The 25,759-nt window shown below is 65.4% G+C and carries 28 protein-coding genes; 14 read left to right on the top strand and 14 right to left on the bottom strand.

Features of this window, described 5'->3' with window-relative positions; translation table 11 throughout:
* Positions 1–22: 22 nt before the first annotated feature.
* Positions 23–586, bottom strand: a complete 564-nt coding sequence (efp, locus tag ACOI1H_RS06715; protein WP_422436096.1) for an elongation factor P — start codon at positions 584–586, stop codon at positions 23–25.
* 230 nt (positions 587–816) lie between these two features.
* Here efp and ACOI1H_RS06710 point away from each other — a divergent pair, with 230 nt between their 5' ends.
* Entirely contained in the window at positions 817–1,140 is a 324-nt protein-coding gene (locus ACOI1H_RS06710) for a DUF6280 family protein (protein ID WP_422436094.1), read from the top strand.
* A gap of 94 nt (positions 1,141–1,234) precedes the next feature.
* A complete protein-coding gene (locus ACOI1H_RS06705) occupies positions 1,235–2,704 on the top strand; it encodes a cobyric acid synthase (protein WP_422436092.1) in 1,470 nt (489 codons plus the stop codon).
* On the opposite strand, the gene ACOI1H_RS06700 is transcribed toward ACOI1H_RS06705, so the two are convergent.
* The 4 genes from ACOI1H_RS06700 to hemN form a co-directional block, all read right to left on the bottom strand.
* Positions 2,689–3,507: a hypothetical protein gene (locus ACOI1H_RS06700; RefSeq protein WP_422436091.1), complete on the bottom strand. Its 819-nt coding sequence runs from the start codon at positions 3,505–3,507 to the stop codon at positions 2,689–2,691. The two genes, ACOI1H_RS06705 and ACOI1H_RS06700, sit on opposite strands and share 16 nt — an antisense overlap.
* 78 nt (positions 3,508–3,585) lie before the next feature.
* The gene (locus tag ACOI1H_RS06695; RefSeq protein ID WP_422436089.1) at positions 3,586–4,947 is read right to left on the bottom strand and encodes a TolC family outer membrane protein; all 1,362 of its coding nucleotides are present in this window, start codon (positions 4,945–4,947) and stop codon (positions 3,586–3,588) included.
* Positions 4,944–5,597 carry a protein-L-isoaspartate O-methyltransferase family protein gene (locus ACOI1H_RS06690; RefSeq protein WP_422436087.1) on the bottom strand — a complete coding sequence of 218 codons (654 nt, stop codon included), beginning with the start codon at positions 5,595–5,597 and terminating at the stop codon, positions 4,944–4,946. The genes ACOI1H_RS06695 and ACOI1H_RS06690 overlap by 4 nt, the downstream gene beginning before the upstream one ends.
* A gap of 132 nt (positions 5,598–5,729) precedes the next feature.
* The gene (hemN, locus tag ACOI1H_RS06685) at positions 5,730–7,085 is read right to left on the bottom strand and encodes an oxygen-independent coproporphyrinogen III oxidase (RefSeq protein ID WP_422436085.1); all 1,356 of its coding nucleotides are present in this window, start codon (positions 7,083–7,085) and stop codon (positions 5,730–5,732) included.
* A gap of 52 nt (positions 7,086–7,137) precedes the next feature.
* Here hemN and fnrL point away from each other — a divergent pair, with 52 nt between their 5' ends.
* From fnrL to ccoS, 9 genes are all read left to right on the top strand, one after another.
* Positions 7,138–7,884, top strand: coding sequence for a transcriptional regulator FnrL (gene fnrL, locus ACOI1H_RS06680; protein WP_422436084.1), 747 nt, complete (start codon positions 7,138–7,140; stop codon positions 7,882–7,884).
* Between the two features lie 111 nt (positions 7,885–7,995).
* Positions 7,996–9,606, top strand: a complete 1,611-nt coding sequence (gene ccoN / locus ACOI1H_RS06675) for a cytochrome-c oxidase, cbb3-type subunit I (RefSeq protein ID WP_422436082.1) — start codon at positions 7,996–7,998, stop codon at positions 9,604–9,606.
* Positions 9,607–9,617: 11 nt separating this feature from the next.
* The gene (gene ccoO, locus ACOI1H_RS06670; protein WP_422436080.1) at positions 9,618–10,343 is read left to right on the top strand and encodes a cytochrome-c oxidase, cbb3-type subunit II; all 726 of its coding nucleotides are present in this window, start codon (positions 9,618–9,620) and stop codon (positions 10,341–10,343) included.
* Between the two features lie 10 nt (positions 10,344–10,353).
* On the top strand, positions 10,354–10,590 hold the full coding sequence (locus tag ACOI1H_RS06665; protein ID WP_422436078.1) for a cbb3-type cytochrome c oxidase subunit 3: 237 nt from the start codon (positions 10,354–10,356) through the stop codon (positions 10,588–10,590).
* Positions 10,583–11,455, top strand: coding sequence for a cytochrome-c oxidase, cbb3-type subunit III (gene ccoP / locus ACOI1H_RS06660; protein WP_422436077.1), 873 nt, complete (start codon positions 10,583–10,585; stop codon positions 11,453–11,455). The genes ACOI1H_RS06665 and ccoP overlap by 8 nt, the downstream gene beginning before the upstream one ends.
* A gap of 121 nt (positions 11,456–11,576) precedes the next feature.
* Positions 11,577–13,034 carry a cytochrome c oxidase accessory protein CcoG gene (ccoG, locus tag ACOI1H_RS06655; protein WP_422436076.1) on the top strand — a complete coding sequence of 486 codons (1,458 nt, stop codon included), beginning with the start codon at positions 11,577–11,579 and terminating at the stop codon, positions 13,032–13,034.
* Positions 13,031–13,483: a FixH family protein gene (locus ACOI1H_RS06650; RefSeq protein WP_422436075.1), complete on the top strand. Its 453-nt coding sequence runs from the start codon at positions 13,031–13,033 to the stop codon at positions 13,481–13,483. Before ccoG ends, ACOI1H_RS06650 begins: the two co-directional genes overlap by 4 nt.
* On the top strand, positions 13,480–15,597 hold the full coding sequence (locus ACOI1H_RS06645; protein WP_422436073.1) for a heavy metal translocating P-type ATPase: 2,118 nt from the start codon (positions 13,480–13,482) through the stop codon (positions 15,595–15,597). The genes ACOI1H_RS06650 and ACOI1H_RS06645 overlap by 4 nt, the downstream gene beginning before the upstream one ends.
* Positions 15,594–15,731: a cbb3-type cytochrome oxidase assembly protein CcoS gene (gene ccoS, locus ACOI1H_RS06640; protein ID WP_422436071.1), complete on the top strand. Its 138-nt coding sequence runs from the start codon at positions 15,594–15,596 to the stop codon at positions 15,729–15,731. The genes ACOI1H_RS06645 and ccoS overlap by 4 nt, the downstream gene beginning before the upstream one ends.
* 62 nt (positions 15,732–15,793) lie before the next feature.
* Here ccoS and ACOI1H_RS06635 read toward each other — a convergent pair whose 3' ends face one another.
* Positions 15,794–16,594: a DUF1013 domain-containing protein gene (locus tag ACOI1H_RS06635; protein WP_422436069.1), complete on the bottom strand. Its 801-nt coding sequence runs from the start codon at positions 16,592–16,594 to the stop codon at positions 15,794–15,796.
* Between the two features lie 138 nt (positions 16,595–16,732).
* On the opposite strand from ACOI1H_RS06635, the gene ACOI1H_RS06630 reads away from it, so the two are divergent.
* Complete coding sequence (locus ACOI1H_RS06630; RefSeq protein ID WP_422436067.1) at positions 16,733–17,365, top strand: ribonuclease T2 family protein; 633 nt, start codon at positions 16,733–16,735, stop codon at positions 17,363–17,365.
* Between the two features lie 158 nt (positions 17,366–17,523).
* A complete protein-coding gene (gene purU / locus ACOI1H_RS06625; RefSeq protein WP_422436066.1) occupies positions 17,524–18,408 on the top strand; it encodes a formyltetrahydrofolate deformylase in 885 nt (294 codons plus the stop codon).
* 10 nt (positions 18,409–18,418) lie between these two features.
* Here the strand turns inward: purU and ACOI1H_RS06620 are convergent, their stop codons facing one another.
* From ACOI1H_RS06620 to ACOI1H_RS06595, 6 genes are all read right to left on the bottom strand, one after another.
* Positions 18,419–18,856, bottom strand: coding sequence for a VOC family protein (locus ACOI1H_RS06620; RefSeq protein ID WP_422436064.1), 438 nt, complete (start codon positions 18,854–18,856; stop codon positions 18,419–18,421).
* A gap of 8 nt (positions 18,857–18,864) precedes the next feature.
* The gene (fmt, locus tag ACOI1H_RS06615; protein WP_422436062.1) at positions 18,865–19,776 is read right to left on the bottom strand and encodes a methionyl-tRNA formyltransferase; all 912 of its coding nucleotides are present in this window, start codon (positions 19,774–19,776) and stop codon (positions 18,865–18,867) included.
* A gap of 57 nt (positions 19,777–19,833) precedes the next feature.
* Positions 19,834–20,307: a CAP domain-containing protein gene (locus tag ACOI1H_RS06610; protein ID WP_422436060.1), complete on the bottom strand. Its 474-nt coding sequence runs from the start codon at positions 20,305–20,307 to the stop codon at positions 19,834–19,836.
* A 69-nt stretch (positions 20,308–20,376) separates the two neighbouring features.
* Positions 20,377–21,183 (bottom strand): metal ABC transporter permease, encoded by an 807-nt coding sequence (locus ACOI1H_RS06605; protein WP_422436059.1) that lies wholly within the window; start codon positions 21,181–21,183, stop codon positions 20,377–20,379.
* Positions 21,176–21,919, bottom strand: a complete 744-nt coding sequence (locus ACOI1H_RS06600; protein ID WP_422436057.1) for an ATP-binding cassette domain-containing protein — start codon at positions 21,917–21,919, stop codon at positions 21,176–21,178. Before ACOI1H_RS06600 ends, ACOI1H_RS06605 begins: the two co-directional genes overlap by 8 nt.
* The gene (locus tag ACOI1H_RS06595; RefSeq protein ID WP_422436055.1) at positions 21,916–22,383 is read right to left on the bottom strand and encodes a transcriptional repressor; all 468 of its coding nucleotides are present in this window, start codon (positions 22,381–22,383) and stop codon (positions 21,916–21,918) included. The genes ACOI1H_RS06600 and ACOI1H_RS06595 overlap by 4 nt, the downstream gene beginning before the upstream one ends.
* Positions 22,384–22,451: 68 nt before the next feature.
* On the opposite strand from ACOI1H_RS06595, the gene ACOI1H_RS06590 reads away from it, so the two are divergent.
* The gene (locus ACOI1H_RS06590; protein ID WP_422436054.1) at positions 22,452–23,342 is read left to right on the top strand and encodes a zinc ABC transporter substrate-binding protein; all 891 of its coding nucleotides are present in this window, start codon (positions 22,452–22,454) and stop codon (positions 23,340–23,342) included.
* Here the strand turns inward: ACOI1H_RS06590 and ACOI1H_RS06585 are convergent.
* Together ACOI1H_RS06585 and ACOI1H_RS06580 are read right to left on the bottom strand one after the other, a co-directional pair.
* Positions 23,339–24,319, bottom strand: coding sequence for a YcjF family protein (locus tag ACOI1H_RS06585; protein WP_422436052.1), 981 nt, complete (start codon positions 24,317–24,319; stop codon positions 23,339–23,341). The two genes, ACOI1H_RS06590 and ACOI1H_RS06585, sit on opposite strands and share 4 nt — an antisense overlap.
* Positions 24,316–25,740, bottom strand: a complete 1,425-nt coding sequence (locus ACOI1H_RS06580; protein WP_422436051.1) for a YcjX family protein — start codon at positions 25,738–25,740, stop codon at positions 24,316–24,318. The genes ACOI1H_RS06585 and ACOI1H_RS06580 overlap by 4 nt, the downstream gene beginning before the upstream one ends.
* Positions 25,741–25,759: the final 19 nt, after the last annotated feature.

Below are 25,759 nucleotides of genomic sequence, written 5' to 3'. Positions count from 1 at the left end.
ACAGGCCGACCGGGACGACACATCAGGCCCGTTCGACGTATTCGAACAGTTCCGTGTTGACGACGATGTCTTCATCCGTGCCCACGAAGGGTGGGATCATGACGCGGACGCCATTGTCCAGAATAGCCGGCTTGAAGCTGTTGGCCGCCGTCTGACCTTTGACCACCGGCTCGGTCTCGACGATCTTGCAGGTGACCCGCAGCGGCAGCGTGACGTTCAGCGCCTCGTCGCCATAGTATTCGATGTGCACCACCATCCCGTCCTGAAGAAAGGGGCGGCGGTCACCAAGGATGTCTGCTGGCAGCGCGATCTGTTCGTAGGTCTGGCTGTCCATGAAGGTCAGCATGTCGTCGGATTCGAACAGGAACTGCTGGTCCTTCTGTTCTAGCTGGACCTTCTCGACCTTGTCGGCGGACCGAAAGCGTTCGTTCAGCTTGCGACCATCCCGCAGGTTCTTCAGTTCGACCTGCGCGAAGGCTCCGCCCTTTCCGGGCTTCACATGATCGACCTTGACTGCTGCCCAAAGGCCACCGTCATGCTCCAGAACGTTGCCGGGGCGGATTTCGTTACCGTTGATTTTGGGCATGATTCACTTTGTATCAAAATTGTGGCAAGAGGTTGATGCAGGTCTGTCGCGGTCTATATCTGGGCGGTGCAGCCCTGGCAAGACGACTAAATGCGCGATGTAGTTGGGTTTAGCCATGCGTGTCATGCATGGCAGCCATTCCAAAACAAGACCCCCGAATCATCCTTGATGATGCATAAGGGGCCTCACGCCGAAACCACAAGGGCGAAAAAAAACGAGAAGGACCTATGATGAGAGATTTCGTCGACGGCACAGCGTTCAACAACGAACAGGGAAACCGCGCCCGCAAGCTGTTTGCGGCGGTGGTCCTTGCCGCACTGGACGACGCCATCGCGGATGACAAGAAGTACGGCAACGGCCCGGAACAGATCGCCCGCTGGGCGCGGTCGCGTGACGGCCGTGAAGTGTTGTCCTGCGCCGGGATCGACCCGAACGAACGTGTCGTGAACGGCCTGATGGAATTTGTCGGCAAGGGCGTGCGTACCTCTGTTGCGCTGTCGCGCGAAGAGAGCGAGCGCCGCAGTGCCGCCGAACAGGACGCCCGCGCCGCCTGATCTTTTGCGACATTCGACATCTGAACGCGGCCCTGACGGGTCGCGTTTTTTTGTGCGCCGTGCCATTGAGGGCGCACATACGAGGGACCGTGCAGTGACCAGGGCGATCATGATTCAGGGGGCCGGGTCCAACGTCGGCAAGTCGATGCTGGTCGCCGGTATAGCCCGCGCCGCAACGCGGATGGGACTGCGTGTCGCCCCGTTCAAGCCGCAGAACATGTCCAACAACGCCGCCGTCACCGTCGACGGAGGAGAGATCGGCCGGGCGCAGGCGCTGCAGGCGCTGGCCTGCGGTCGTGATCCGGTCGTCGACATGAACCCGGTCCTGCTCAAGCCGGAAACCGACATCGGCGCGCAGGTGATCCTGCGCGGGCAACGCCTCGCGACGGTGCAGGCCCGCGCCTACGGAGCCATGAAGGCGCAGTTGCTGCCCGAGGTGCTGGACAGCTTTCACCGCCTGGCCGAAAGCTGCGACCTGATCATCGTCGAAGGGGCCGGCAGCCCCGCAGAGGTCAATCTGCGCGCCGGCGACATCGCCAACATGGGCTTTGCAAGCGCTGCCGGCGTGCCGGTCGTGTTGATCGGCGACATCGACCGAGGCGGCGTGATCGCCCAGATGGTCGGCACGCATGTCGTGCTCGACCCCGGCGACGCTGGCCTGATCAAGGGGTTCGCGATCAACAAGTTTCGCGGCGACGCCAGCCTGTTCACCGACGGCATGGCCTTGATCGCCGCCCGGACCGGTTGGACCCCCCTGGGCATCCTGCCCTGGTTCGCGGATGCTTGGCGATTGCCGGCCGAGGACGTGATGGATGTCGCCAGCCGCCCCGGCGGGCCGATCAGGATCGTCGTGCCACGCCTGAACCGGATCGCCAATTTCGACGACCTCGATCCGCTGTCGACGACGCCCGATGTGAGCGTCGAGATCGTGCCCGAAGGCCGCCCCCTGCCCCTTGACGCAGACCTGATCCTGCTGCCTGGCAGCAAATCCACCATCGCCGACCTTGCGCATTTTCGCGCGCAGGGTTGGGATATCGATCTTGCGGCGCACATCCGGCGGGGCGGTCACGTGCTGGGCATCTGCGGCGGTTATCAGATGCTGGGGCAGACCATCGCCGACCCTGACGGGATCGAAGGGCCGCCGGGCGCAGTGCGAGGGATGGGACATCTGGACGTCGCGACCGTGATGGGACAACACAAGCGCCTCGCGCTGAGCCATGCGACCTATCTGCCGACGGGCGACCCGGTGTCAGGCTATGAAATCCATCTGGGCCGGACGACCGGACCGGATGCCGACCGGCACTGGCTTGCGCTGGATGGTCGCGCCGAAGGTGCGCAAAGCAGGGACGGCCGTGTCATGGGGTGCTATCTGCATGGTCTGTTCGCGGCGGATGCCTTTCGGGCCGCCTACTTGGCGCGGCTTGGCAAGCCTGTCGGTGCGGGCGATTACGGTGCGACGGTGCAGGCCACGCTGGATGCGCTGGCGGATCATGTCGCGGCGCACCTCGATCTAGATGCCCTTCTGGCACTCGCCGCGCCGGTCCTGCGTCAGTCGAAGGTCTGAGTCGTCAAGGCCCGGTGAATTTCGCGCCGCACGAGCTTGCGGACGTTGCGCGTGATATTCTCGCCCAGTTTGCCCTGCAATTCCTGCTGCACGATATCGCGCACCATCTCGCGCAGCTTGGCGTCGTCAATGATGGGTGCACCGGCGAGGTAGCTTTCCAGCATGTCTTCCGGGTCGTCCCCCAGATCGGGACCGCCGATCAGGTCATCGTCGAACACGCCGTCGCCGTCCGCCTGGTCGGCGCCATCGGTCCGGTGATGACGGAATTCGGCGACGGGCACCGATTTGTCATCTTCTGCCTGTGTCTCGTTTTCCGACGCACGGTAGCGGCGTGCCGCCTCGACCAGGGTCGCGGGCCAGGCCGCGGTGTTTGCGGGCATGTAGGGTGCCGGCTCTGCGTCCGCGCCCTCCACATTGCCGCGAAATCCGGCGCGGGCCCAACTCATGTCGGTATCGGTCCCGGTGCCGTCGGGTTCCCAATCGTCGGGCTGATCGCGTACGGCGGCCTCGAGTTCCGCGATGGTCGCCAGAAGGCTGGCGCGGTCGGCGGGAGAGTCGGGGGCGGCAACGGCAGCCTTGTCATCAACCCTTTGCGATTCGCCGAGTCTGACGGGGCTTTGGGTCGCCTGGACCGGCGTGCCAGCCGGCGCGTCGACCCGCAATGCAGGTGTAAGGACCAGCCTCGGCATCGGGCGTGGCGGAACGTCCGGCGGTGCAGCCTTCTCGGGCAGGCCTTCCGCGACCAGGCGCCGGATGGACGACAGCACATCCTCGATTTCGAGATTGGTCATCGGGTCAGACATCGTGCATCCCTGTTCGGCCACCGTGATACCCATAGTAGCGGCAACCAACTTTCCAAACAACCAATGGATCGCGGTTGGCTACTGACCGATTGCCCGCAGCACGCGGTCCAGTGCCTGTCCCTGTTCGGACAAGGCGGCCGGCGCATCCTTGACAAGGTTGTAATAGGCGGCAGGGTCATACTGCTGCACGGCCAGGTTCAGATGCGTGGCTGTCAGCAGCCCTGTCGCCGCCAATACGGCGTAAGAAGCGTTCACTTCCGCCTCTTGGGCGGTAATGACATTTGCGCGGGCATTGAGCAGGGTCTGCTCGGCGTTCAGCACGTCAAGCGTCGTGCGTGCGCCAAGCGTGGCTTCTTCGCGGATGCCCTCAAAGGCGACGCGGGCGGCGCGGACCTGTTCGTCGGTCGATTGCAGAGATGCACGGGCGACCTGAAGTGCCGCATAGGCATTTGCCACCTGCTGCCGCACTTCGACAGAGGCCAGATGAAGCACGGCGCGGGCCTGATCGCGTTGCGCCATGGCTTGCCGCACAGTGGACGGAATGGCCCCGCCGCTATAGATCGGACCGCCGATCGACACGCCAACCGTCCGGCCGACGTTGCCGTCGAAATCCATGCCAAGCTGCGCATTCACGCTGGCCTGCGGCCGGTAGGCCGCCTTGGCGCGGGCGATTGCGAGCTCGTTGGCCGATACCGCATATTGTGCCTGCAATACGGCGGGATGATTTCGGAGGGCCAAGGCAACCGCCTCGGCCTCCGAGGTAGAGACCGGGGCCGGCGACACGTCAACCAGATCGCCGGGCTCGCGCCCGATGGCCGCCGCGAATTCGGCAGCGGCCTGCCGGGCATCGCCTTGGGCCGCGGTCAGCAGGCTTTGCGCCGAAGCGACGCTGGCCTGTGCCAGGGCCACGTCGGTCCGGGTCACTTCGCCGACGTCAAAGCGATCCTGTGCCGCACGGAGTTCCTGATTGAGAACACGCAGGTTGTTCTGGCGCAGGCTGATGAATTCCGCGGTGCTGCGCACGGACATGTAGGCCTGCACAGTCCGCAGCAACACTTGCTGTTCGACGTCGCGCAGCGACTCGCGAGTACCGAGGACGAGTGCCTTCTGCGCCGCGATGGCTAGCTGATTGGCACCGCCATCGTAGATCGTCAAACTCGCCGACAGCGACAGGCTGCCGGTGATGGCGTCCGATCCGGGGGTGCGGGGCGACTGGTTGTCCGCACTGGCTGCCCAGCTGATCACGGGTAGCAACCGCGACGTGGCCTGCGCCACATCCTCGTCGGCCGCGCGCAGGACGGCGCGGTTCTGCGCCAGCAGGCCGGAGCCGTCGTAAGCATCGGCCAGGGCCTGCGCGATGGTTTCGGCCGACAGCGCCGTCGCCGAAAGCGTCAGACACAAGATCGCCGCACCCTGCCGCAAGATTCGGCGCAACGTCATAGCGCGAACGCCGTGGCTCGGCGGAATCCCGCGATCACCGGGGCACCGGCATTGAAGGCATCGCGCCAGGCCACGCGGCCATCGGACTTGCGACCGATCCGCACGGTGCCAAGCGCACCCTGCACGAACAGTGCCGCGATCCGGCCGCCGTCGCGCAATTGATCGGTCAGCGCCTGTGGCACGACCTCGACCCCGCCGTGGATCAGGATCACGTCGTAAGGTGCCGATTTGGCGACACCTTCGGCAAGATCTCCGGTCATCACGGCGGCATTGTCGACGCCTTCGTCGGACAGGTTCGCCTGCGCCTCTGCCGCGCGGTCGGCGTCATCCTCGAGGGCCACCACGAATTCGGCCAGCCGCGCGATCACGGCGGTCGCATAGCCAAGCCCGCATCCGACGTCGAGCACCACGTCAGACGACCGCACGTCCAGGGCGTCCAGCATCTTGGCCAGCGTCCGTGGTTCCAGCATGGTGCGGCCGCCGGGCAGGGTCAGATTCTCGCCGACGTAGGCGGCCTCTCGCAGGGACGCGGGAACGAAGGCCTCGCGCGGGATGCTGAGCATGGCGTCGATGATCGGAAATTTTGTCACGTCAGAGGGTCGCACCTGTGTGTCGACCATCATCGTGCGGCGGGTGTCGAAGTTTGCCACGATCTGCACTCATCCGTTCGCATTGGTTAAGGTGGTGATGCCACAGACCGCAGACCGGGGCAACGAAGGATTGCCGCCTGCGGCATCGCAGTTTGGCGGCGCGTGGCCTTCGCGCCATAGAGTTTCGGGTGTCTAGATCGCTGCGGAATAGCCACCCGACACGCCGACGAAGCCGTCCACATGCTGCGCGATGATCCGGACGAGAGGGCGCGCATCGCCTTGAAGCGTCATCGCGTTGCCGGGCGCGTCGAAAAGCGGCCCGAACCGATCGCGCAGCATTGAACCGGCGGTCGCGATCAGACGCGCCTGATCCGGGAAACGGCGTGCCAGCGCATCGGGATCAAAGGTGAAGCGGCACATCAGGTCCGCGATGATCTGTGCCACGACCTGATCCTGAGGCCGCAGGACATAGCCCTTCTGCCCGGACATCCCGTCGCGCGTCACCCGGACCTGCCACGCGGACGTCGCCACGGCGTTCTGCACGAACCCTTGCCCGAAGGCTGAAATGGCCGAGGCTCCAAAGCCCAGAAGCGTCGCGCTCTGATCGTCGGTATAGCCCTGAAAATTGCGCCGCAGCAGCCCGGCCGCATCCGCCTTGGCCAGCGTGTCCGTGGGCCGGGCGAAATGGTCGATGCCGATGGCGCGGTAGCCCCGGCCGGTCAGCACATCCTGTGCCTGCATGGCAAGGCCAAAGCGGGCCATCGCGTCCGGCAGGTCCGCGTCCTTGATCAGGACCTGCCGCTTGGACATCCAGGGCACATGGGCATAGCCGTAAATCGCAAGCCGGTCCGGCGACAGCGCCAGAACGTGATCCAGCGTCCGCCCGAAGCTGTCAGAAGTCTGATGCGGCAGCCCGTACAGCAGGTCGATGTTCAGGCTGGGCAGACCCGCGTCGCGCAGGATATCGATGACGGTCTGCGTCTGCGCCAGTGATTGGGGCCGACCGATCGCCGCCTGCACGACGGGCGCGAAATCCTGCACGCCGATGCTGGCGCGGTTCATGCCGCGCGCGATCAGCAGGCGCAGCAGGTCCGGTGCGGCCTCGGTCGGGTCGATCTCCACCGAGAATTCGAAATCATGGGTGCGGTCAAAGGCACCCTCTACCGCATCCAGAAGCCGCGTCATGACGGCGGGCGGCAGGATTGTCGGCGTCCCGCCGCCCAGATGCAGCCGGCCCATCGTCAGTCCCTGCGGCAGATTGCGACACGCGGCGGCGATCTCATCGCGCAGGTAGTCGACATAGGCCTCGACCGGTCGGATCGTCGTGGTGCCCTGCGTCCGGCAGGCGCAAAACCAGCACAACCTGCGGCAGAATGGGATATGGATATAGACGGAAACCGGCTGATCCGCCGGAACGTCGGCCATCCATTGTTGCTGAAACTGCGCCCCGACGTCGCGATCGAAATGATTTGCAGGAGGATAGCTTGTATAACGCGGCACTTTCGCGTCAAAGAGGCCGTGACGGCGCAGGAGATCTATTCCAGTCATGCCGGCAATTAAGACGCGCCAATGTCGTCTTTCCTTGATATAGATCAAAATCATGAACATTCCAGATCTTGCGAATATCAAATGCAGCGCATGCCCGATCCGGCACCGCGCCATCTGTGCGCGCTGCGACACCGAAGAACTGGCCCGGCTCGAGGTGATGAAGACCTACCGCACCTTCCCGGCCGGGTCCGAGATCCTGTGGCGCGGTGAACCGCTGGACTATGTCGCATCCGTCGTCAGCGGCGTGGCCTCCCTGTCCAAGACCATGGAAGACGGGCGCACCCAGATGGTCGGCCTGCTGCTGCCGTCCGATTTCATCGGGCGCCCCGGCCGCGACCGCATCGAATTCGACGTGACCGCGACGACGGACGTCACCCTGTGCTGCTTCGCCCGCCGACCGTTCGAGGCCTTGGTCATCGACATGCCGCATGTCGCGCAGCGGCTGATGGAGCTGGCACTGGACGAGCTTGACGCCGCCCGCGACTGGATGCTGTTGCTGGGGCGCAAGACGGCGCGCGAAAAGATCGCGACATTCCTCGACATGCTGGCGCGACGGTCGCAACTGAACACCTTCGAGGGCGGAACCGTGGCCAGCGGCAGCGCGCTGCACCTGCCGATGACCCGCGACCAGATCGCCAACTACCTTGGCCTGACGCTGGAAACCGTCAGCCGTCAGTTCAGCGCACTGAAAAAGGACGGCATCATCGATGTCAGCGATCGGCGCAGCGTCACCGTCCTGGACCTAGCGGCGCTTCAAGATGCGACCGGCGACGATGCCGACGGCGGCGTCGTGTCGTGACATCACGTTGACTTGATCCAGATCAAAGCACCCGTTTCCCCCGCCGCCTAGACCCTTGTCAGAGACCGGCTGCGCCATGCGCTGCGCACCGGCACGACGAGGGACAAAGCGATGAATTACATCAAGCTGACGCTGCTGGGGTGCGTGACCCTGATTGCGGCACTGGGGGCGAACTGGGCCCACGATCTGGCCTATCAGGTTCATGCCTTTCTGGTGATGCTGGTTGCAGGCTTCATGCTGCTGCGGGTGCTGCGCCAGACGGACGAGGCGGCGACCGCCGTTCCGGCCATGGACGAATACAACGACGGCGTGATTCGCGCCGGCGTGATCGCCACCGCCTTCTGGGGCATCGCGGGGTTCCTTGTGGGAACCTTCATCGCGTTCCAGCTTGCCTTTCCGGCGCTGAACTTCGAATGGGCGCAGCCTTTCGCCAACTTCGGACGCCTGCGGCCGCTGCACACCAGCGCGGTCATCTTCGCCTTCGGCGGCAACGCCTTGATCTGCACATCCTTCTATGTCGTGCAGCGCACCAGCGCGGTGCGGCTGTGGGGTGGCAACACGGCGTGGTTCGTCTTCTGGGGATATCAGTTGTTCATCGTGCTGGCCGCCACCGGATATCTGCTGGGTGCTACGCAGTCCAAGGAATACGCCGAGCCCGAGTGGTACGTGGACATCTGGCTGACCATCGTCTGGCTGGCCTACCTCGCGGTCTTTCTCGGCACCATCGTGCGCCGTAAGGAAAAACACATCTACGTTGCGAACTGGTTCTACCTCGCGTTCATCATCACCGTCGCGATGCTGCACGTCGTCAACAACCTGTCCATTCCGGTCAGTTTCTGGGGCAGCAAGTCGGTGCAGGTCTTTTCCGGCGTGCAGGATGCGATGACGCAGTGGTGGTATGGCCACAACGCCGTGGGCTTCTTTCTGACCGCAGGCTTCCTTGGCATGATGTATTACTTCGTGCCGAAACAGGCAGAGAGGCCAATCTACAGCTACAAGCTGTCGATCATTCACTTCTGGGCGCTGATCTTTCTTTATATATGGGCCGGACCGCACCACCTGCACTATACCGCCCTGCCCGATTGGGCCGCGACGCTTGGCATGGTGTTCTCGATCGTGCTTTGGATGCCGAGCTGGGGTGGCATGATCAACGGCCTGATGACCCTGCAAGGGGCTTGGGACAAGCTGCGCACCGATCCGATCATGCGGATGTTCGTCCTGTCCCTCGGCTTTTACGGCATGTCCACCTTCGAGGGGCCGATGATGTCGATCCGCGCGGTGAACTCGCTGTCGCACTATACCGACTGGACCATCGGTCACGTCCATTCCGGCGCTTTGGGCTGGAACGGCATGATCACCTTCGCCTGCCTTTACTACCTGACACCGCGCCTCTGGGGCCAACGCGAGATGTATTCGATGCGGGCGATCAACTGGCACTTCTGGCTCGCGACCCTTGGCATCGTCCTTTACGCGTCGTCGATGTGGGTCACGGGCATCATGGAAGGCCTGATGTGGCGCGAGGTCGATGACCAGGGGTTCCTCGTCAATGCCTTTGCCGACACCGTTGCCGCAAAATTCCCGATGTATGTCGTGCGCGGTCTGGGTGGTGTGATGTTCCTGTCCGGTGCGCTGATCATGGTCTGGAACATGTGGATGACCATCCGGGCCGGCAAACCCGCCACCACGGCAACCCCTTTCCGCCTCGCCGCCCCGGCCGAATAAGGATCTGAACAATGGCACTGATCGACAAACATGCGATCCTTGAGAAAAGCCCCACGCTGCTGCTCGCCTTCTCGCTTGCGGTGGTCAGCATCGGGGGGATCGTGGAAATCGCGCCGCTCTTCTGGCTGGAAAACACGATCGAGAAGGTGGAAGGGGTGCGCCCCTACTCCCCGCTCGAACTGACGGGCCGCGATATCTACGTCCGCGAAGGCTGCTATGTCTGCCACAGCCAGATGATCCGCCCGATGCGCGACGAGGTGGAGCGGTACGGCCACTACTCGCTGGCGGCGGAATCGATGTACGACCACCCATTCCAGTGGGGGTCGAAACGCACCGGGCCGGACCTGGCCCGCGTCGGCAACCGCTATTCCAACGCCTGGCATGTGGATCACCTGAGCGATCCGCAATCCGTAGTGCCCGAAAGCGTGATGCCGAAATACGCCTTTCTGGCCCGCACGCCGATCACCGGCGAATATGTGGACGACCTGATGAAGACGCACCGCTTTGTCGGCGTCCCCTACGACGACGACGACATCGCACAGGCACAGCAGGACTTCCGCACGCAGGCCGACCCGGAGGCCGACTCTGCCGACCTGCTGGACCGCTACCCCGGTGCCGCCGTCGCCAACTTTGACAGCCAGCCCGGCGTATCCGAGATGGATGCTCTGGTCGCCTATCTGCAAGTGCTTGGCACGATGGTCGATTTCTCAACCTTCACCCCTGACGCCAGCCGCTGAGGAGGCCTTGATGCAAACCTACACCTTTCTGCGCGAACTGGCCGACAGCTGGGTCCTGCTGGCGATGTTCGGATTTTTCGCCAGTGCCGGCGTCTGGGCCTACCTGCCCAGCCAGCGCCATGCCCGCGACGACGCGAGCCTGATTCCGTTCCGCAACGATAACCCCGCCAAGACCTGCTCGGGCACCTGTGCGACCTGCGCCTGCAAGGATCTGGACGATACGCTGGAGGCGCTGCGCCATGACTAAGAAGATCGACGACGAAACCGGCGTGGAAACCACCGGCCACGACTGGGACGGCATCACCGAACTGAACAATCCCCTGCCCCGCTGGTGGCTTTGGACGCTGTATGCCACCATCGTCTGGGCCATCGTCTATACGGTGCTTTATCCCGCCTGGCCGATGCTGTCCGGGGCCACGACCGGCACGCTGGGCTGGTCCACCCGCGCCGCCGTCGCGCAAGAGATCACGGCCCACGAGGCGAAGAACGCGCAGCTTGTCGCCGACCTGCAAGCCGCCGACCTGCCAACGCTTGCGGCCGACGATCCGTTGCATCGCTACGCCGTCGCGCGCGGTGCCGCGGTGTTCCGCGCCAATTGCAGCCAGTGCCACGGATCGGGGGCCGCGGGGGCGGTCGGTTATCCCAATCTGCTGGACAACGACTGGCTGTGGGGCGGCGATGTCGCGGCCATCGCCGCGACCATCGACCACGGCATCCGCAACGACACCGACCCGGATGCCCGCTGGTCCCAGATGCCGGCCTTCGGCGAGGTTTTGACCAAGCCCGAGATCGCATCGGTCGTAGCCTATGTGCGCAGCCTCTCGATGCCGGAAGAGGATGCGGTGCTGGTGTCGGAGGGATCGACGGTCTTCATGGACAACTGCGCCGCCTGCCATGGCGACGACGGTGCCGGCAACCGCGACATGGGTGCCCCCAACCTGACGGACGCGATCTGGCTCTACGGCAGCGACGCGGACAGCCTGACTGCGACCGTGACCAACGTCCGCTTTGGCGTGATGCCCGCCTGGGGGCAGCGCCTCGCGGATGTCGATGTCGATGCGGTGGCCGTCTATGTCCACAGCCTTGGCGGCGGCGAACAGGCCCTGAACTGACGCCACGCCGCAGCGCGCACCATCAGGCACCCCCGGTTCACGCCGGGGGTGCCTTTGATTCAGATCAAGGCACGGGGTGGTCCGTCGGCCTAGACAGCGATGACACTGAAGGGGGCCAACCATGTCGACAACCTCTCTTTACGCCGCGCGCGAACCGATCTTTCCCCGCCGAGTCAGCGGCAAGTTCCGCCAGCTGAAATGGTGGATCATGGCCCTGACGCTTGGCATCTACTACATCACGCCCTGGCTGCGCTGGGACCGTGGCCCCAATTTGCCGGATCAGGCGGTGCTCGTCGACCTTGCGGGCAGGCGGTTCTATTTCCTCTGGATCGAGATCTGGCCCCACGAGTTCTACTTTGTCGCGGGCCTGCTGATCATGGCTGGCTTGGGGCTGTTCCTGTTCACCTCGGCACTGGGCCGGGTCTGGTGCGGCTACACCTGCCCGCAGACCGTCTGGACCGATCTTTTCATCCTCGTCGAACGCTGGATCGAAGGCGACCGCAACGCCCGCGTGCGCCTGCACCACGCGAAATGGAGCATCCACAAGGCCTGGCTGCGTGGTGTCAAATGGACGACCTGGGCACTGATCGCGCTGGCGACAGGCGGAGCCTGGGTGTTCTACTTCACCGACGCGCCGACGCTGCTGGGCCACCTGATCCACGGCACGGCGCATCCCGCCGCCTATGTCACCATCGCGATCCTGACCGCGACCACCTTCGTCTTCGGCGGGTTCATGCGCGAACAGGTCTGCATCTACATGTGCCCCTGGCCGCGCATCCAGGCGGCGATGATGGACCCCGACACCCTGACCGTCGCCTACCGCGACTGGCGCGGCGAACCGCGGGCCAAGGGCAAGCGTGCGACCCCCGACCTCGCACAGGCGCTGCACTCAGGGACGGAACCTGTCGCCACCAAGGGTGACTGCATCGACTGCATGGCCTGCGTCAACGTCTGCCCGATGGGGATCGACATCCGCGACGGGCAGCAGATGGAATGCATCACCTGCGCGCTGTGCATCGACGCCTGCGACGACGTGATGACCCGGATCGGCAAGCCGCGCGGCCTGATCGACTACATGGCCCTGACGGACGAAACGCGAGAGCGGTCCGGCCTGCCACCCCGCCCCATCTGGCAGCATATCCTCCGACCGCGCACGATCCTCTACACCGTCCTGTGGGCCGCGATCGGGGCCGGCCTGGTCTATGCGCTGTTCGTCCGGTCCGACATCGAACTAACGGTCAGTCCCGTCCGCAACCCCACCTTCGTCGTGCAGTCCGACGGTGCCGTCCGCAACATCTACGACCTGCGCCTGCGCAACAAATCCGGCATGGACCGCGAATTCCACCTGAGCCTCAGCGCCGACACGATCCTGCGCATCGACGTCGAGGGAAATCCCGACCGTCAGCTGGTCGTCGACGTGCCGGCCGACAGCACGCTGAACCAGCGCGTCTATGTCACTGCCCGCGCAGAAGACGCGGCCGCCAGCGTCCACACCACGCCCCTGCGATTCTGGGTCGAGGATCTGACGACCAATGATCGTGCCAGCGTGGCCACAACCTTCAACGGGAGAGTGCAATGATCCGCGAAATCAAGGGCTGGCACGTGCTGACCGGCTTCATCATGGCCTTCGGCGTCATCATTGCCGTGAACCTGACGCTGGCAGTGCAGGCCGTGCGCACCTTTCCGGGGTTGGAGGTCGCCAATTCCTACGTCGCCAGCCAGACATTCGATGCCGAGCGTGATGCGCAGGTTGCCTTGGGCTGGGACGTGAACGCGACTCTGACGGGCCATGACCTCGCGCTGCGGGTGCTGGAACACGGCCAGCCCATCGCGCCCGTGGTCGAATCCGCGACCTTCGGACGGGCCACATCGGTGCAACGCGACCAGACACCTGACTTTGCCTTCGACGGCGATGCGATGCGCGCATCGGTCGATGGAGGGCCGGGCAACTGGAACCTGCGCCTGAAGCTGCGCAGTGCCGACGGCACCCTGTTCCAGCAACGCGTGATCGTGAAGGTGATGCCATGATGTCCGGCTGCCCCGCCTGTGCCGCCGCCCCGCTTGCCGCGCAGACGGCCAGTGGCCCTGCGCTGCAATTTTCCGTCCCCGGCGTGCATTGCGCCGCCTGCATCGGCCAGATCGAACGCGGTCTGGCGCACCTGAACGGTGTCACCGGCGTGCGTGTGAACCTGTCGATGAAGCGCCTCAGCGTGCAGGGTCCCGTCGACGCGGCCGGTGTCCTGAAGGCCGTCGGCGACATGGGATATGAGGTCTTTCCGCTGGATACGACAAAGCTGGAGGCCACGCGCGATGCGCAGGGCCGCGCGTTGCTGCTGCGCATGGCCGTCGCGGGCTTTGCGATGATGAACGTCATGCTGCTGTCGGTCGCCATCTGGTCCGGTGCTGCAGGTGCGACGCGCGACATGTTCCACATGATCTCGGCCGCGATTGCCCTGCCGACCGTCGCCTATGCGGCGCAGCCGTTCTTCTTCTCCGCGATGGCGGCCCTGCGCGGCGGGCGGCTGAACATGGACGTGCCGATCTCGCTCGCGATCCTGCTCGCCTCGGGGATGTCCCTGTTCGAGGCGCTGACGGGCGGCACCCACGCCTATTTCGACGCGGCTCTGTCGCTGACGTTCTTCCTGCTGATCGGTCGCTACCTCGACCATACTACCCGCACCGCGGCCCGGTCCGCCGCGCGCGAGTTGACCGCGCTTGAGGTGCAGACCGCGACCCGCCTGACCGGCGACCGGAGCGACACCGTCGCGGTGACGGACCTGCGCATCGGCGACGTCGTGCTGGTGCCGACCGGCGCACGGGTGCCGGTGGACGGGACCTTGCTGTCCGACACCGCCCTTCTGGACCGGTCGATCCTGACGGGCGAAAGCGCCGCCGTCAGCCTGTCGACCGGTGACACCCTGCAAGCGGGCGAGGTCAATCTGACTGCCCCCTTCCGTCTGGCCGCGATTTGCGCCGGTGCCGATACGTCCCTGCGCCGCATGGCCGAAATGGTCGAAACCGCCGAGAACGCGCGCAACAGCTATACCGCGCTGGCCGACCGGGCCGCGCAGATCTATGCTCCGGCGGTGCACGGGCTGGCGCTGGCCGCCCTGGCCGGCTGGTGGCTTGCGACGGGCGATTTCCGCATAGCGCTGAATGTCGCCATCGCCACGTTGATCATCACCTGCCCCTGCGCCCTTGGCCTTGCGGTGCCAGCGGTCAGCACCGCCGCCGTCAGCCGCCTGTTCGGGCTGGGCTACCTCGTGCGCCACGGCACCGCCCTGGAACGGCTGGCCGAGGTCACGCGCGTCATGTGCGACAAGACTGGCACGCTGACCCTGCCGGCCGTACGCGTGCCAGACGATCTGTCGGACAGCGACCGCCGGATCGCAAAGGCGCTGGCCCAGGCGTCGCATCACCCGCTGTCCCGCGCACTTGTAAAGGCGCTGAGCAATACCCCCGCCGCGCCCCTGACGCAAATCACGGAGATCGCGGGCAAGGGCGTCGCAGGCCTTTACGGCGACGTCGCCGTGCGGCTGGGCCGCGGGTCGTGGGTCGGTGCCACGCAGACGGGTCTGTGTCTGGCGATCGGCGATGCGCCAGCCGTGGCGCTGGAAGTCCCCGAATCCCTGCGCCCCGGCGTTGAAACCGCCCTTGCCGCCATCGACCTGCCCTGCGAGATCGTGACCGGCGACGCCGCAGGTCCGGCGCAGACGCTCGCGACGCGGCTGGCGCTGCCCGTCATCTCTGACGCGCGTCCAGAGGTCAAGCTGCGCCGTCTGGCGATCCTGACCGGAGCGGGCGCGCGCGTGCTGATGATCGGTGACGGACTGAACGACACCGCCGTGCTGGCGGCCGCCCATGCGTCCATCGCACCGGCCACGGCGCTTGAGGCTTCGCGCAACGCGGCCGACGTCGTGGCGTTGAAGGAAAGCTTTGCCGACCTGCCCCTTGTCCTGCGAATCGCGCGCGCGACACGCCGGCTGTCACAGCAGAACTTCGCCGTTGCCGCGGTCTACAATGCCATAGCGATCCCCATCGCGCTGGCCGGTTACGCGACACCGCTCATGGCGGCGCTCGCGATGTCGACGTCGTCCTTGCTGGTCCTGTTGAACGCGCAGCGCATGTGGTGGGTGAAATGAACGTCCTCGTGGTGCTGATCCCGATCTCCCTGATCCTTGGCGCTCTGGGTCTAATCGCCTTCATCTGGAGCGTGCGCAGCCAGCAATACGACGATGACAGCGGCAACGCCGCGCGCATCCTGCTGGACGACTAAGCCCCTGAAACGCAAAAGCCCCGGCACATGGCCGGGGCTTTCCGCATGTCCGAGGCGGCGCATCACCGCTTGCGGCGCTTGTCCTCGTCGTCGTCGTCATCCTCGTCGTCGTTCGTCGCATCGACGTCTTCGGGCAGGTTGAAGAAGCTTTCGGCATCGCGAATGTCGCGCTTGTCCTCGACCTCCTCCTCCTCGGCGACCGCAGTGTCCCCAAGTGTGAAGGTTTCCAGACCCGCCATCGACGACGGCATCTTCGGCTCCGGCGCCATGCCAAGGCTGTTCTGCGTCGACACCAGCTTGCGGCGCTCGTCATCGCTCATGGCCGTGCCCTCTCGGGCGCGCTTGGCATTGGCCTTCTGCACGGCAGCGTCGAGTTCGGACTGCTTGCACAGGCCCAGCGCCACCGGGTCGATGGGGTCGAGGTTGTTGATGTTCCAGTGCGTCCGCTCGCGGATGGCCTGGATGGTGGGCTTGGTCGTGCCGACAAGCTTGCTGATCTGGCTGTCTTCCAGCTCGGGATGGAACTTCACCAGCCAATAGATCGAGGCCGGGCGGTCCTGACGCTTGGACAGCGGAGTGTAGCGCGGACCACGGCGCTTCTCCTCGCCCTGGGCTGCGGCGTTGAATTTCAGCTTCAGCTTGTGGCTTGGATCGGCGGTCGCGCGCTCCAGCTCTTCCGACGTCAGCTGGTTGTTGGCGATGGGGTCGAACCCCTTCACACCGGTCGCCACGTCACCATCCGCGATGCCCTGCACCTCCAGTGGGTGCAGGCCGCAGAAGTCGGCGATCTGCTGGAACGTCAGCGTGGTGTTGTCGCACAACCAGACGGCGGTGGCCTTGGCCATGATCGGTTTGTCGGACATCGTCTTCACTCCTAACCTTGCATTTCGACAAGCCTTCCCTGCGCCCTTGAAGGGGCTGACCGCGTGGGCCGGGTTCACATTGTCGGGGAACTTGGATGCTATATAGTCGTGGGAGACCAAATTGGGAAGATTAAAAACATGCGCAACGCCCTGATGGCCCTGCTGCTGGCCTTGGCCGGTCCCACTGCGGCGCAGGACCGGGCGGGCGATTTCGACTATTACGTCCTGTCGCTGTCGTGGTCGCCGAACTGGTGCGACCTGACGGGCCGAGCGCGGAATTCGCCGCAATGCGCGCCGGGCGCGGACTACGGCTGGGTGCTGCATGGCCTGTGGCCGCAGCACGACCGCGGTTATCCACAGGACTGCCGCACGACCCATGCCCCGCCGACGCGCCGCGACACAGAGGGCATGGCAGACATCATGGGCACCAGCGGTCTTGCGTGGTATCAGTGGAACAAGCACGGATCGTGCAGCGGGCTGTCACCGCAGGCATTCTATCGCACGGCGCGCGCGGCCTATGACGGCATCCGCGTGCCCCAGGCGTTTCGCAAACTGACCCGCGACGTCACCCTGCCCGCATCGTTGATCGAGGATGCCTTCGTCGACGCCAACCCCGAACTGCCCCGCGACGGCGTGACGATCACCTGCACCGACGGCGCGATCCAGGAGGCCCGGATCTGCCTGACGAAGGACCTGCAACCGCGCACCTGCGGGGCCGACGTCGTGCGCGACTGCACCCTGACCAGCGCCGCCTTTGGCGCCATCGACTGACGCCACGACGCATCCCACAGATTTCTGCGCCGATTGCGCCGCGGCCCGGTCGCTTTCGCGCGGGCTTGCGCCGTTTCCAACTTGTATCTTTGCCCCCCGATGCTGGAAAAGTGGCGCTGACCGGCCTCGCCGGACAACCGCGCCGGAAAGTGAGACCGATGACGAACTACGCCCTGACCGTGACCTGCCCTTCGACCAAGGGGATCGTGGCCGCGATTGCCAACTACATGGCCGACAACGACTGCAACATCACGGATTCGTCCCAGTTCGACGACACCGAGACCAATCAGTTCTTCATGCGCATGAGCTTCGAGAATGACGGCAGCCGCGATCTGGAAGGCCTGAAGCGCGGGTTCGGGGCCGCCGCGGAAAAGTTCGACATGACCTACGAATTCCATGACCAGAGCGTCAAGATGAAGGTCGTCATCATGGTCAGCCGCTTCGGTCACTGCCTGAACGATCTGCTGTATCGCTGGCGGATCGGCGCGCTGCCGATCGAGATCGTGGCCGTGATCTCGAACCACCTCGACTATCAGAAGGTCGTGGTCAATCACGACATTCCGTTCCACTGCATCAAGGTCACCAAGGACAACAAGCCGCAGGCCGAAGCGCAGATCATGGCGGTGGTCGAAGAGACCGGCGCCGACCTGATCGTGCTGGCCCGCTACATGCAGATCCTGTCGGACCAGATGTGCCGACAGATGTCGGGCCGCATCATCAACATCCATCACTCGTTCCTGCCCAGCTTCAAGGGAGCCAACCCCTACAAGCAGGCGTACGAGCGGGGGGTCAAGCTGATCGGCGCCACGTCCCATTATGTCACCGCCGATCTGGACGAGGGCCCGATCATCGAACAGGACACCGTGCGGGTCACGCATGCGCAGTCGCCCAACGACTATGTCAGCCTTGGCCGCGACGTGGAGGCGGCGGTGCTGTCCCGTGCGGTCCATGCCCATATCCACCGCCGTGTCATGCTGAACGGCAACAAGACGATCGTCTTCCCGGCCTCCCCCGGGTCCTACGCGTCGGAACGGATGGGCTAGATCCGCGCGGTCAAAGGCGGCCGTCGGGATACTCTGCCGGACCCTTGATCTCGAGCTTGTTGCCGAAGGGATCGTGGATATAGAACGAATGGCCCATGCCGCGCGCCCCGCCGTGGGTGGCCTCTCGCGCGATGGCGACACCGTGGCGGGCCAGATGGTCGCGCATGTCGGCTGGGTCGAAAGGCGAGGTCGCGATGCAGAGGTGATCGACGTTGCGACCGCCCGGCACCGGCGGCACCGCGGCAGTTGCACCGGCATGGGTGGTATCCCACAGCACGATCAGCGCGGCCCCGGCCCAGACCTGCTCCATCCCCATCGCGGGATAGGAATAGCCCGGCGCACACCCCAGCACGTCGCGGTAGAAGGTCAGCGCGCGCGGCATGTCGTCGACCAGAAAGACCACGTGGTCGATGCCCACAAGGGCAAAGGGAATGGTGCGGTGGGGCATGGTCGTCCTTACATCACGAAGGGGCCGGGGTCGAAACCGCGCAGGGCCTGATCGGTCGGCAGCGGTTTGCTACCGGCCCGTTGCAGACGCGTGACCGCGACCGCCCCGTCACCGCAGGCGATCGTCAGCGCGGACGAAGGGTCAGGCAGCACCTGCCCCGGCTCGCCGTCACCCGATGCGACCCGGCTGCCCAGCAACTTCACCCGCTCGCCGCCGATTTCGCACCAGGTACCGGGAAAGAGCGACAGGCCGCGGATCTGCCGGTCGATCATCGAGGCGGGCCGGGTCCAGTCGATCCGCGCCTCGGCCTTGTCGATCTTGGCCGCATAGGTGACGCCGTCATCGGGCTGCGGCTTGGCGGCCAGATCGCCCAGCCGATCCAGCGCCTGCAAAATCAGCGCGGCACCCATGTTGGACAGGCGGTCATGCAGGCTGCCCGTCGTCTCCTCCGACCCGATGGGCGTGGTGTCGCGCAACAGGACGGGGCCGGTATCCAGCCCCGCCTCCATCCGCATGATGCAGACGCCGGTGTCCGTATCCCCCGCCATGATCGCGCGGTGAATGGGCGCTGCCCCGCGCCACCGTGGCAACAGGCTCGCGTGGATATTCAGGCAGCCGTGGCGCGGCGTATCCAGAATGGCCTGCGGCAGGATCAGACCGTAAGCCACGACGACGGCGATGTCGGCGTCCAGTGCTGCAAAGTCCGCCTGAGCGGCAGTCCCTTTCAGCGATATCGGATGGCGGACCGGCAGTCCAAGGTCCAGCGCACGGACATGAACGGCGCCGGGCCTGTCCTTCTTGCCACGCCCGGCGGGACGCGGCGGCCGAGTATAGACAGCGGCAATGGCATGGCCCGCGTCGTGCAGCGCCTGCAGGACAGGCACCGAGAATTCGGGCGTTCCCATGAAGACGATGCGCATGACGTGGTCCCTTCCCTTCGGATCGGTCCACCTGATAGCGCGGCGCGGCCTGCGATGCTAGCAGCGACGCCCCAGAACCAGCACCCAGTTCGGCCCTTTCGACCCGGTGGTAATGCCGACCCCCATCTCTGCAACGCGCGGATGCAGCATGTTGGCGCGGTGGCCAGAAGAGTTCATCCAGCCCCCGATGATCTGGCCGGACGTCGGATAGCCCCAGGCCAGATTTTCCGCGATTGTGCAGTTACGATAGCCCGCGGCCTGTACCCGGGCACTGACATTGCTGCCGTTGCTGCCCCGGTGGCCGAAGAAGTTGTTGACCGACATGTCGCAGGCCTGCGTCATGGCCGCCCGGCCCAGGGTCGCGTTGTAGGCCAGCGGTGCAAGCCCATGTGCCCGGCGCTGCGCATTCACGCCCGCCGCGATTTCCGATGCCATCTGATTGACATTGCCCGGCATGGCGCAGGCGTTTGCGGCCGCGGCAGCCTGTGCCGTCAGGGTCAGCAGCAGGGCGGTAAGAAAAATTCGGAACATGTTGGACCTTCCATCAGTTATGGCATGGTCCTAAGAAGGTCTTAAGATTTAGACAACCGTAAGGCGAATTCAGGGCGAAGACCCGCCTAACCCGCGCAACTTCTCGCCAATTGCCGTCAAGGCGAACAGAATCACCGCCGTGACGACGATGGATGGACCGGCCGGTGTATCCATGCGCAACGACAGCAGCAGGCCGCCGACCGCCGAAAGCCCGCCGATGATCGCCGCGCGCAGGGCCATCCCCTCGGGCGATGTGGCCAATCGCCGCGCGGCAGCAGCCGGGATCACCAGCAGCGCGGTGATCAGCAGCGCGCCGACGACCTTGATCGCCACGGCGACGACACCTGCCAGAAGCAGTGTCAGGATCAGGTTCTCGCGCGCGGGATCGATGCCGGAGGCGGTCGCAAGGTCGGGGTTCAGGGTGGCGGTCAGCAACGCCGACCAGTGAAACCAGAGCACGCCCAGCACAACCGCACCGCCGCCCCAGATGACCGCGATGTCGATCCGCGACACGGTCAGGACATCGCCGAACAGATAGGCCTCGAGGTTGATGCGCGCGCCGGGGATCAGGGTCACCGCGACAAGGCCCGTCGCCAGCGCACCGTGGGCGATGACGCCAAGGATGGTGTCGGTGCCCTGTGCCCGGTCCGAAAGGCGGTGGATCAGAACCGCCACGACCAGCGCCACCGCCGCGACACCGGCAAAGACCGAGACGTTCAATGCCAGCGCCAAGGCCACGCCAAGGATCGCGGCGTGGGCCGTTGCATCGCCGAAATACGCCATCCGCCGCCAGACCACGAAACAGCCCAGCACCGATGCGGCCAATGCGGTGCCGACGGCGGCCAGAACCGCGCGGATCAGAAAGTCGTCAAGCATGGTCATGCGCCTTTTGGTCGTGTGCATGGTCGTGACCGTGGTCGTGGTCGTGCCGATACAACGCGAGGGCTCCGCCAGTTCCCGTGCCGAACAGCTCTTGGTAGGCGGGCGCGGCCGAGACGACCTCGGGCGTGCCTTCGCAGCAGATATGCCCGTTCAGGCAGATCACCCGGTCGGAAGCGGACATGACGACGTGCAATTCGTGGCTGACCATCAGCACGGCACAGTTCAGGTTCCGCCGCACCCCTTCGATCAACTGGTAGAACCGGGCGGCACCGGGTTGATCCAAACCCTGCGTGGCTTCGTCCAGGATCAGCAGTTGCGGACGCGACAGCAGGGCGCGGGCGAGCAGGACGCGTTGAAACTGCCCGCCGGACAGGTCGGCCATCTGGCGCTGCGCGACGTCCGGCACGCCGGCCTTTTCAAGGGCCGTCGCAGCGACCGCGTCACCGACGCGCTGCGGCAGATCAAGGAAACGCCGCGCCGTCAGCGGCAGCGTGGCGTCGATGGCCAGCTTTTGCGGAACATAGCCCAGCCGCAGGCCGGGACTGCGCGTGACGGTCCCGCCATCCGGCGTCAGCGCGCCGATCAGGACACGCAGCAGGGTGGATTTCCCGGACCCGTTTGGTCCGACGATGGTCACGATCTCGCCCGCCGCGATATCGAAGTCGACGTGCTGCAGGATCGCGGTGCCGTTGCGGCTGACACCGACGCCACGCGCGGACAGAAGGCTCATGCGTTGGCCTGACACGCGGGGCACAGGCCCTGCGCCTCCATCACCGTCTGTTCGATGGCGAAACCCGTCTGCGCGGCGGCCTGCCCCATTGGCGCGTTGGCGCGCGTTTCGGCCACGGTGCGGCAACCACGACAAATCAGAAAGGCCGGCGCATGGTCCGCACCGGGATGGGCGCAGGCGATGAAGGCGTTCAGCCCCTCGATCCGGTGGGCAAAGCCGTTGTCCACAAGGAACGCCAGCGCACGGTAAGCGACCGGCGGCTTCGACCCCAACCCTTCGGCATCCAGCCGGGCCAGCACATCGTAGGCCCCCAGTGCCGCATGGCTTTCCAGCAGGATTTCCAGCACGCGTCGCCGCACCGGGGTCAGGTTCAGATCAGCCTTGGCGCAGACCGCTTCGGCGCTGAGCAGCGCGTCGGTCACGCAGGTCGCATGGTTGTGATGCTCGAATCCGGAGGCAGTCATGGCAGCCCTTGTTATGTTATAACATACCTTTTATAGCTTGCCCGAACCGAACCTGCAAGAGACAGCCCATGATTCGCATTTTCGCCCTTTGCCTTGCCCTGACGGCCGGTGCCGCCCATGCGGATGCCCCCCGCGTTGTCACGGATATCGCCCCGATCCACAGCCTTGTCGCGCAGGTGATGGAGGGCGTCGGCACCCCCGATCTGCTCGTGCCGCCGGGCACCGATGCACACCACCTCGCGCTGCGGCCGTCGGACGCGCAGAAACTGGCACGGGCCGAGGTCGTCGTCTGGATCGGTCCGGCCCTGACGCCCTGGCTGTCCGACCCCTTGGCGACGCTGGCCCCGGACGCCGCCACGCTGACCTTGCTGGAGACCCCCGGTTGGGCGCGACGCGATCTGGTGGACGGGCACGATCATGGCGGCGGCGACCATGCCGGACACGCCATCGATCCCCATGCCTGGCTCGACCCCGAAGTGGCGATGGTCTGGGTCAGGGCCATCCGCGACGCCCTCGTCACGACCGATCCCGACAATGCCGTCCGATACGCCGCGAACGCCGAAACCACGCTGACCGGATTGCTGTCACTCCATACGCGGCTGTCGTCGGACCTCGCTGGCGTGCCGCGTGGCACGTGGATCGCGCCGCATGCCGCCTTTGGCTATTTCAGCGACCGCTACAGCCTGCCCAGTGCCGCTGCCATCAGCGACGGCGATGACGAGGCCCCCGGCCCCGCCCACCTCGCAAAACTGCGCGCTGTGGTGGTGTCCGGCAAGGTCACCTGCGTCCTGTCCGAAACGGGGGGGCCGACGGACTACGCCGACCTGTTGACGGACGGCACGGACGCCCGGTTGGCCGCCATCGACGATACCGGCATGGCATTGGAACCCGGTCCGGCGCTGTATACCGACCTATTGGGCGGGATTGCCGCGACGCTGATGTCCTGCATCCAGCCCTAGGCGGTGCCGAACAGCCCCGTCAGCGCCCGCTGTACCGTGCCGGTGACGGACGGCCGCTTCAGCGCCTGAAACGGAAGTGGTCGGCAGACCTCGATCGCGGCAATGCCGACGCGGGCGGTCAAGGCACCGTTCACGACACCCTCGCCAAAGCGGCGAGAGACCTTGGACAACAACCCGCCACCGGCGACCGAATGGATCAGGTCGTCGCCCACGGCCACGGCACCCGTCGCCACCAGATGCCCCAGCACCGTCCGCACCAGCCGCAGGCTGCCCAGCGTGCCGGACCGGCCGCCGTAGATTTCCGCGATCCGCCGGATCATCCGCAGGTTCGAGGTCAGCGCCGCAAAGACATCCGCCAGCGCCAGCGGCACCACGGCGGTCACGACGGCCACCTGCCGGGCCGCCGCCTGCACCTCTGCCACGGCGCGGGCGTCCAGCGGTTCCAGAAGGCTGCGCTCGGCAAGGTCCAGCAGCCCGTCCGCATCCATGATCTCGGGCGCGCGCTCGGCCAGTTGCGTCCGGCCCCAAGCAGTATCCTCGCGCTTTGCATAAAGGCTTTCGAGGTGTGTCACTACACGGCGGGCCATCGCAAGGTCGCCCCCGGCGTGGGCCTGTGCCGCCTCTCTCTGGACCTGATCGATCCGGCGCAAGCGGCTGAAGGCCGAAAGTTCGCGCAGGGCAATCGCCAGCAGGACGCAGCAGAACAGGATCAGCAAGGCGGTAAAGATCATGCCAAGGAACGGGTGCCGCGCCGTCAGGTCCGTGACGAAATTCCACGCGGCCAGCGACACGACGAAGCCCATGATGCTGGCAAGCAACGACCAGAACCATTTCGCCAACGGCGATGCACGCCGTGTCGCCAGGGCCGCGACCTTTTGCATCGCGGCCCCTTGCGGTGCGTCGTCGATGACCATCGGTGCGGTCGCCGGTGTCACGTCGGATGCGGCATCAAGGTCGATCAGGACGGGACGTTTCACAGGCGGTCTCCGATCAGGAATTCGGCGGCCTTGTCGAGCCGGATGTGCGGCGGCCCCTCGCCCGGACGCAGGGTCATCGGGGCGGGCGCAAAGCGCATGACCTTGTAGTCGCCGCTGCCCCAGTCCACCGCCCCCGCGCGCGCCGGAGCCAGCAGATGCTGCGGATCATCCGGCAAGGCACCGGGATAGAAGGCTGCCTGCTTGCCGCTGTCCAGCAGCCGGCCGCGCACGACGTCCAGCGGCCCGTCGCGACGCTCGACCGTCTCCTCGACCGTGGTGCGCAGGGCGGCAATCGACATGGCGGCGGTCTGGGCCCCGGCAAAATCGGCACGGTCCTTCGCCTCGCGCAGCAGCGCTTGCGTGATCGCGGTCAGTTGCGGGTGCTGCGTGTGGTGCAGATGGTCGGCCTTGGTCGCGGCAAAGAGGATCTTTTCGACCCGCCGTCCTTGAAAAATGCGACTGAGGAATCCGTTGCGCCCCGGATTGAACGCCCCGAGGATTTCGGCCATCGCGGTGCGCAGATCGTCCACCGCGCGCGGTCCGTTGTTGATTGCGCCCAGCACATCGACCAACACGACCTGTCGGTCAATTCTTGCAAAATGATCCCGAAAAAACGGCTTCACGACGTTTTTCTTGTAGGATTCGAACCTGCGCGCGGATTCGCGTCCCAGTGACCCACGAGGGAAATCAGTCCCCGGCAGGGGCGCAAAGGTCAGCACCGGCGATCCCGCAAGATCGCCCGGCAACAGAAAACGACCCGGCGTGCAGTCGGAATAGCCCTGCGACCGCGCCGCGTTTAGATGCGCCGTATAGGCCTGCGCCAACGCCTTGGCCGTGGGTTCGTCCAGCGGCCGCGTCGCATCCGTCCGCGCCACCAGCGCAAGGTAATCGTCACCCAGCGGTCGCCCCGCCGCCCGCGTCAGGGCCGCCTTCGACCAATCCGCATAGGTCTGGTCCAGCAGCGACAGGTCCAGCAGCCATTCGCCCGGGTAATCCACGATGTCCAGATGCACGGTCCGCACGCCCTGCAAGCCCGCCATGAAGCCGGTGGGCTGCACCTTCAGCGACAACCGCAGTTCCGAGATCTGGCGGGTGCCATCGGGCCATGTCGGATCGGGCGCGGTCAACTGGCCAAGGTAGTCTTCATAAGCAAAGCGCGGCAGGGTGTCGTCGGGTTGCGGTTGCAGATAGGCGGTGCGGATCGCGCCGCTGGCCGCCGCACGCAGTTGCGGCATCCGGCCCCGGTCCATCAGGTTCGCCACCAGTGACGTGATGAAGACGGTCTTGCCCGCCCGGGACAGCCCCGTGACGCCCAGTCGGATCACCGGATCGCTGAACGGCGCGGTGATGGGCCGGGTCACGGCCCCGGTCACGTTGCCTACGCCGCGCAGGATGCCTTCGGTGAAGTCGAACAGGCCCAAACAGCGCCCTCCTTGATGG

Source organism: Loktanella sp. DJP18 (genome assembly GCF_049310965.1).
GTDB lineage: Bacteria > Pseudomonadota > Alphaproteobacteria > Rhodobacterales > Rhodobacteraceae > Loktanella.
Note: the sequence above shows the minus strand (reverse complement) of the source record. Positions and strands in the feature narration are given on the sequence as shown.

What these genes read in the sequence shown, in the direction of transcription:
- efp (WP_422436096.1), bottom strand. Translation starts at nt 586, where the DNA reads ATGCCCAAAATCAACGGTAACGAAATCCGCCCCGGCAACGTTCTGGAG.
- ACOI1H_RS06710 (WP_422436094.1), top strand. Translation starts at nt 817, where the DNA reads ATGAGAGATTTCGTCGACGGCACAGCGTTCAACAACGAACAGGGAAAC.
- ACOI1H_RS06700 (WP_422436091.1), bottom strand. Translation starts at nt 3,507, where the DNA reads ATGTCTGACCCGATGACCAATCTCGAAATCGAGGATGTGCTGTCGTCC.
- ACOI1H_RS06695 (WP_422436089.1), bottom strand. Translation starts at nt 4,947, where the DNA reads ATGACGTTGCGCCGAATCTTGCGGCAGGGTGCGGCGATCTTGTGTCTG.
- hemN (WP_422436085.1), bottom strand. Translation starts at nt 7,085, where the DNA reads ATGACTGGAATAGATCTCCTGCGCCGTCACGGCCTCTTTGACGCGAAA.
- fnrL (WP_422436084.1), top strand. Translation starts at nt 7,138, where the DNA reads ATGAACATTCCAGATCTTGCGAATATCAAATGCAGCGCATGCCCGATC.
- ccoN (WP_422436082.1), top strand. Translation starts at nt 7,996, where the DNA reads ATGAATTACATCAAGCTGACGCTGCTGGGGTGCGTGACCCTGATTGCG.
- ccoO (WP_422436080.1), top strand. Translation starts at nt 9,618, where the DNA reads ATGGCACTGATCGACAAACATGCGATCCTTGAGAAAAGCCCCACGCTG.
- ACOI1H_RS06665 (WP_422436078.1), top strand. Translation starts at nt 10,354, where the DNA reads ATGCAAACCTACACCTTTCTGCGCGAACTGGCCGACAGCTGGGTCCTG.
- ccoP (WP_422436077.1), top strand. Translation starts at nt 10,583, where the DNA reads ATGACTAAGAAGATCGACGACGAAACCGGCGTGGAAACCACCGGCCAC.
- ccoG (WP_422436076.1), top strand. Translation starts at nt 11,577, where the DNA reads ATGTCGACAACCTCTCTTTACGCCGCGCGCGAACCGATCTTTCCCCGC.
- ACOI1H_RS06650 (WP_422436075.1), top strand. Translation starts at nt 13,031, where the DNA reads ATGATCCGCGAAATCAAGGGCTGGCACGTGCTGACCGGCTTCATCATG.
- ACOI1H_RS06645 (WP_422436073.1), top strand. Translation starts at nt 13,480, where the DNA reads ATGATGTCCGGCTGCCCCGCCTGTGCCGCCGCCCCGCTTGCCGCGCAG.
- ccoS (WP_422436071.1), top strand. Translation starts at nt 15,594, where the DNA reads ATGAACGTCCTCGTGGTGCTGATCCCGATCTCCCTGATCCTTGGCGCT.
- ACOI1H_RS06635 (WP_422436069.1), bottom strand. Translation starts at nt 16,594, where the DNA reads ATGTCCGACAAACCGATCATGGCCAAGGCCACCGCCGTCTGGTTGTGC.
- ACOI1H_RS06630 (WP_422436067.1), top strand. Translation starts at nt 16,733, where the DNA reads ATGCGCAACGCCCTGATGGCCCTGCTGCTGGCCTTGGCCGGTCCCACT.
- purU (WP_422436066.1), top strand. Translation starts at nt 17,524, where the DNA reads ATGACGAACTACGCCCTGACCGTGACCTGCCCTTCGACCAAGGGGATC.
- ACOI1H_RS06620 (WP_422436064.1), bottom strand. Translation starts at nt 18,856, where the DNA reads ATGCCCCACCGCACCATTCCCTTTGCCCTTGTGGGCATCGACCACGTG.
- fmt (WP_422436062.1), bottom strand. Translation starts at nt 19,776, where the DNA reads ATGCGCATCGTCTTCATGGGAACGCCCGAATTCTCGGTGCCTGTCCTG.
- ACOI1H_RS06610 (WP_422436060.1), bottom strand. Translation starts at nt 20,307, where the DNA reads ATGTTCCGAATTTTTCTTACCGCCCTGCTGCTGACCCTGACGGCACAG.
- ACOI1H_RS06605 (WP_422436059.1), bottom strand. Translation starts at nt 21,183, where the DNA reads ATGCTTGACGACTTTCTGATCCGCGCGGTTCTGGCCGCCGTCGGCACC.
- ACOI1H_RS06600 (WP_422436057.1), bottom strand. Translation starts at nt 21,919, where the DNA reads ATGAGCCTTCTGTCCGCGCGTGGCGTCGGTGTCAGCCGCAACGGCACC.
- ACOI1H_RS06595 (WP_422436055.1), bottom strand. Translation starts at nt 22,383, where the DNA reads ATGACTGCCTCCGGATTCGAGCATCACAACCATGCGACCTGCGTGACC.
- ACOI1H_RS06590 (WP_422436054.1), top strand. Translation starts at nt 22,452, where the DNA reads ATGATTCGCATTTTCGCCCTTTGCCTTGCCCTGACGGCCGGTGCCGCC.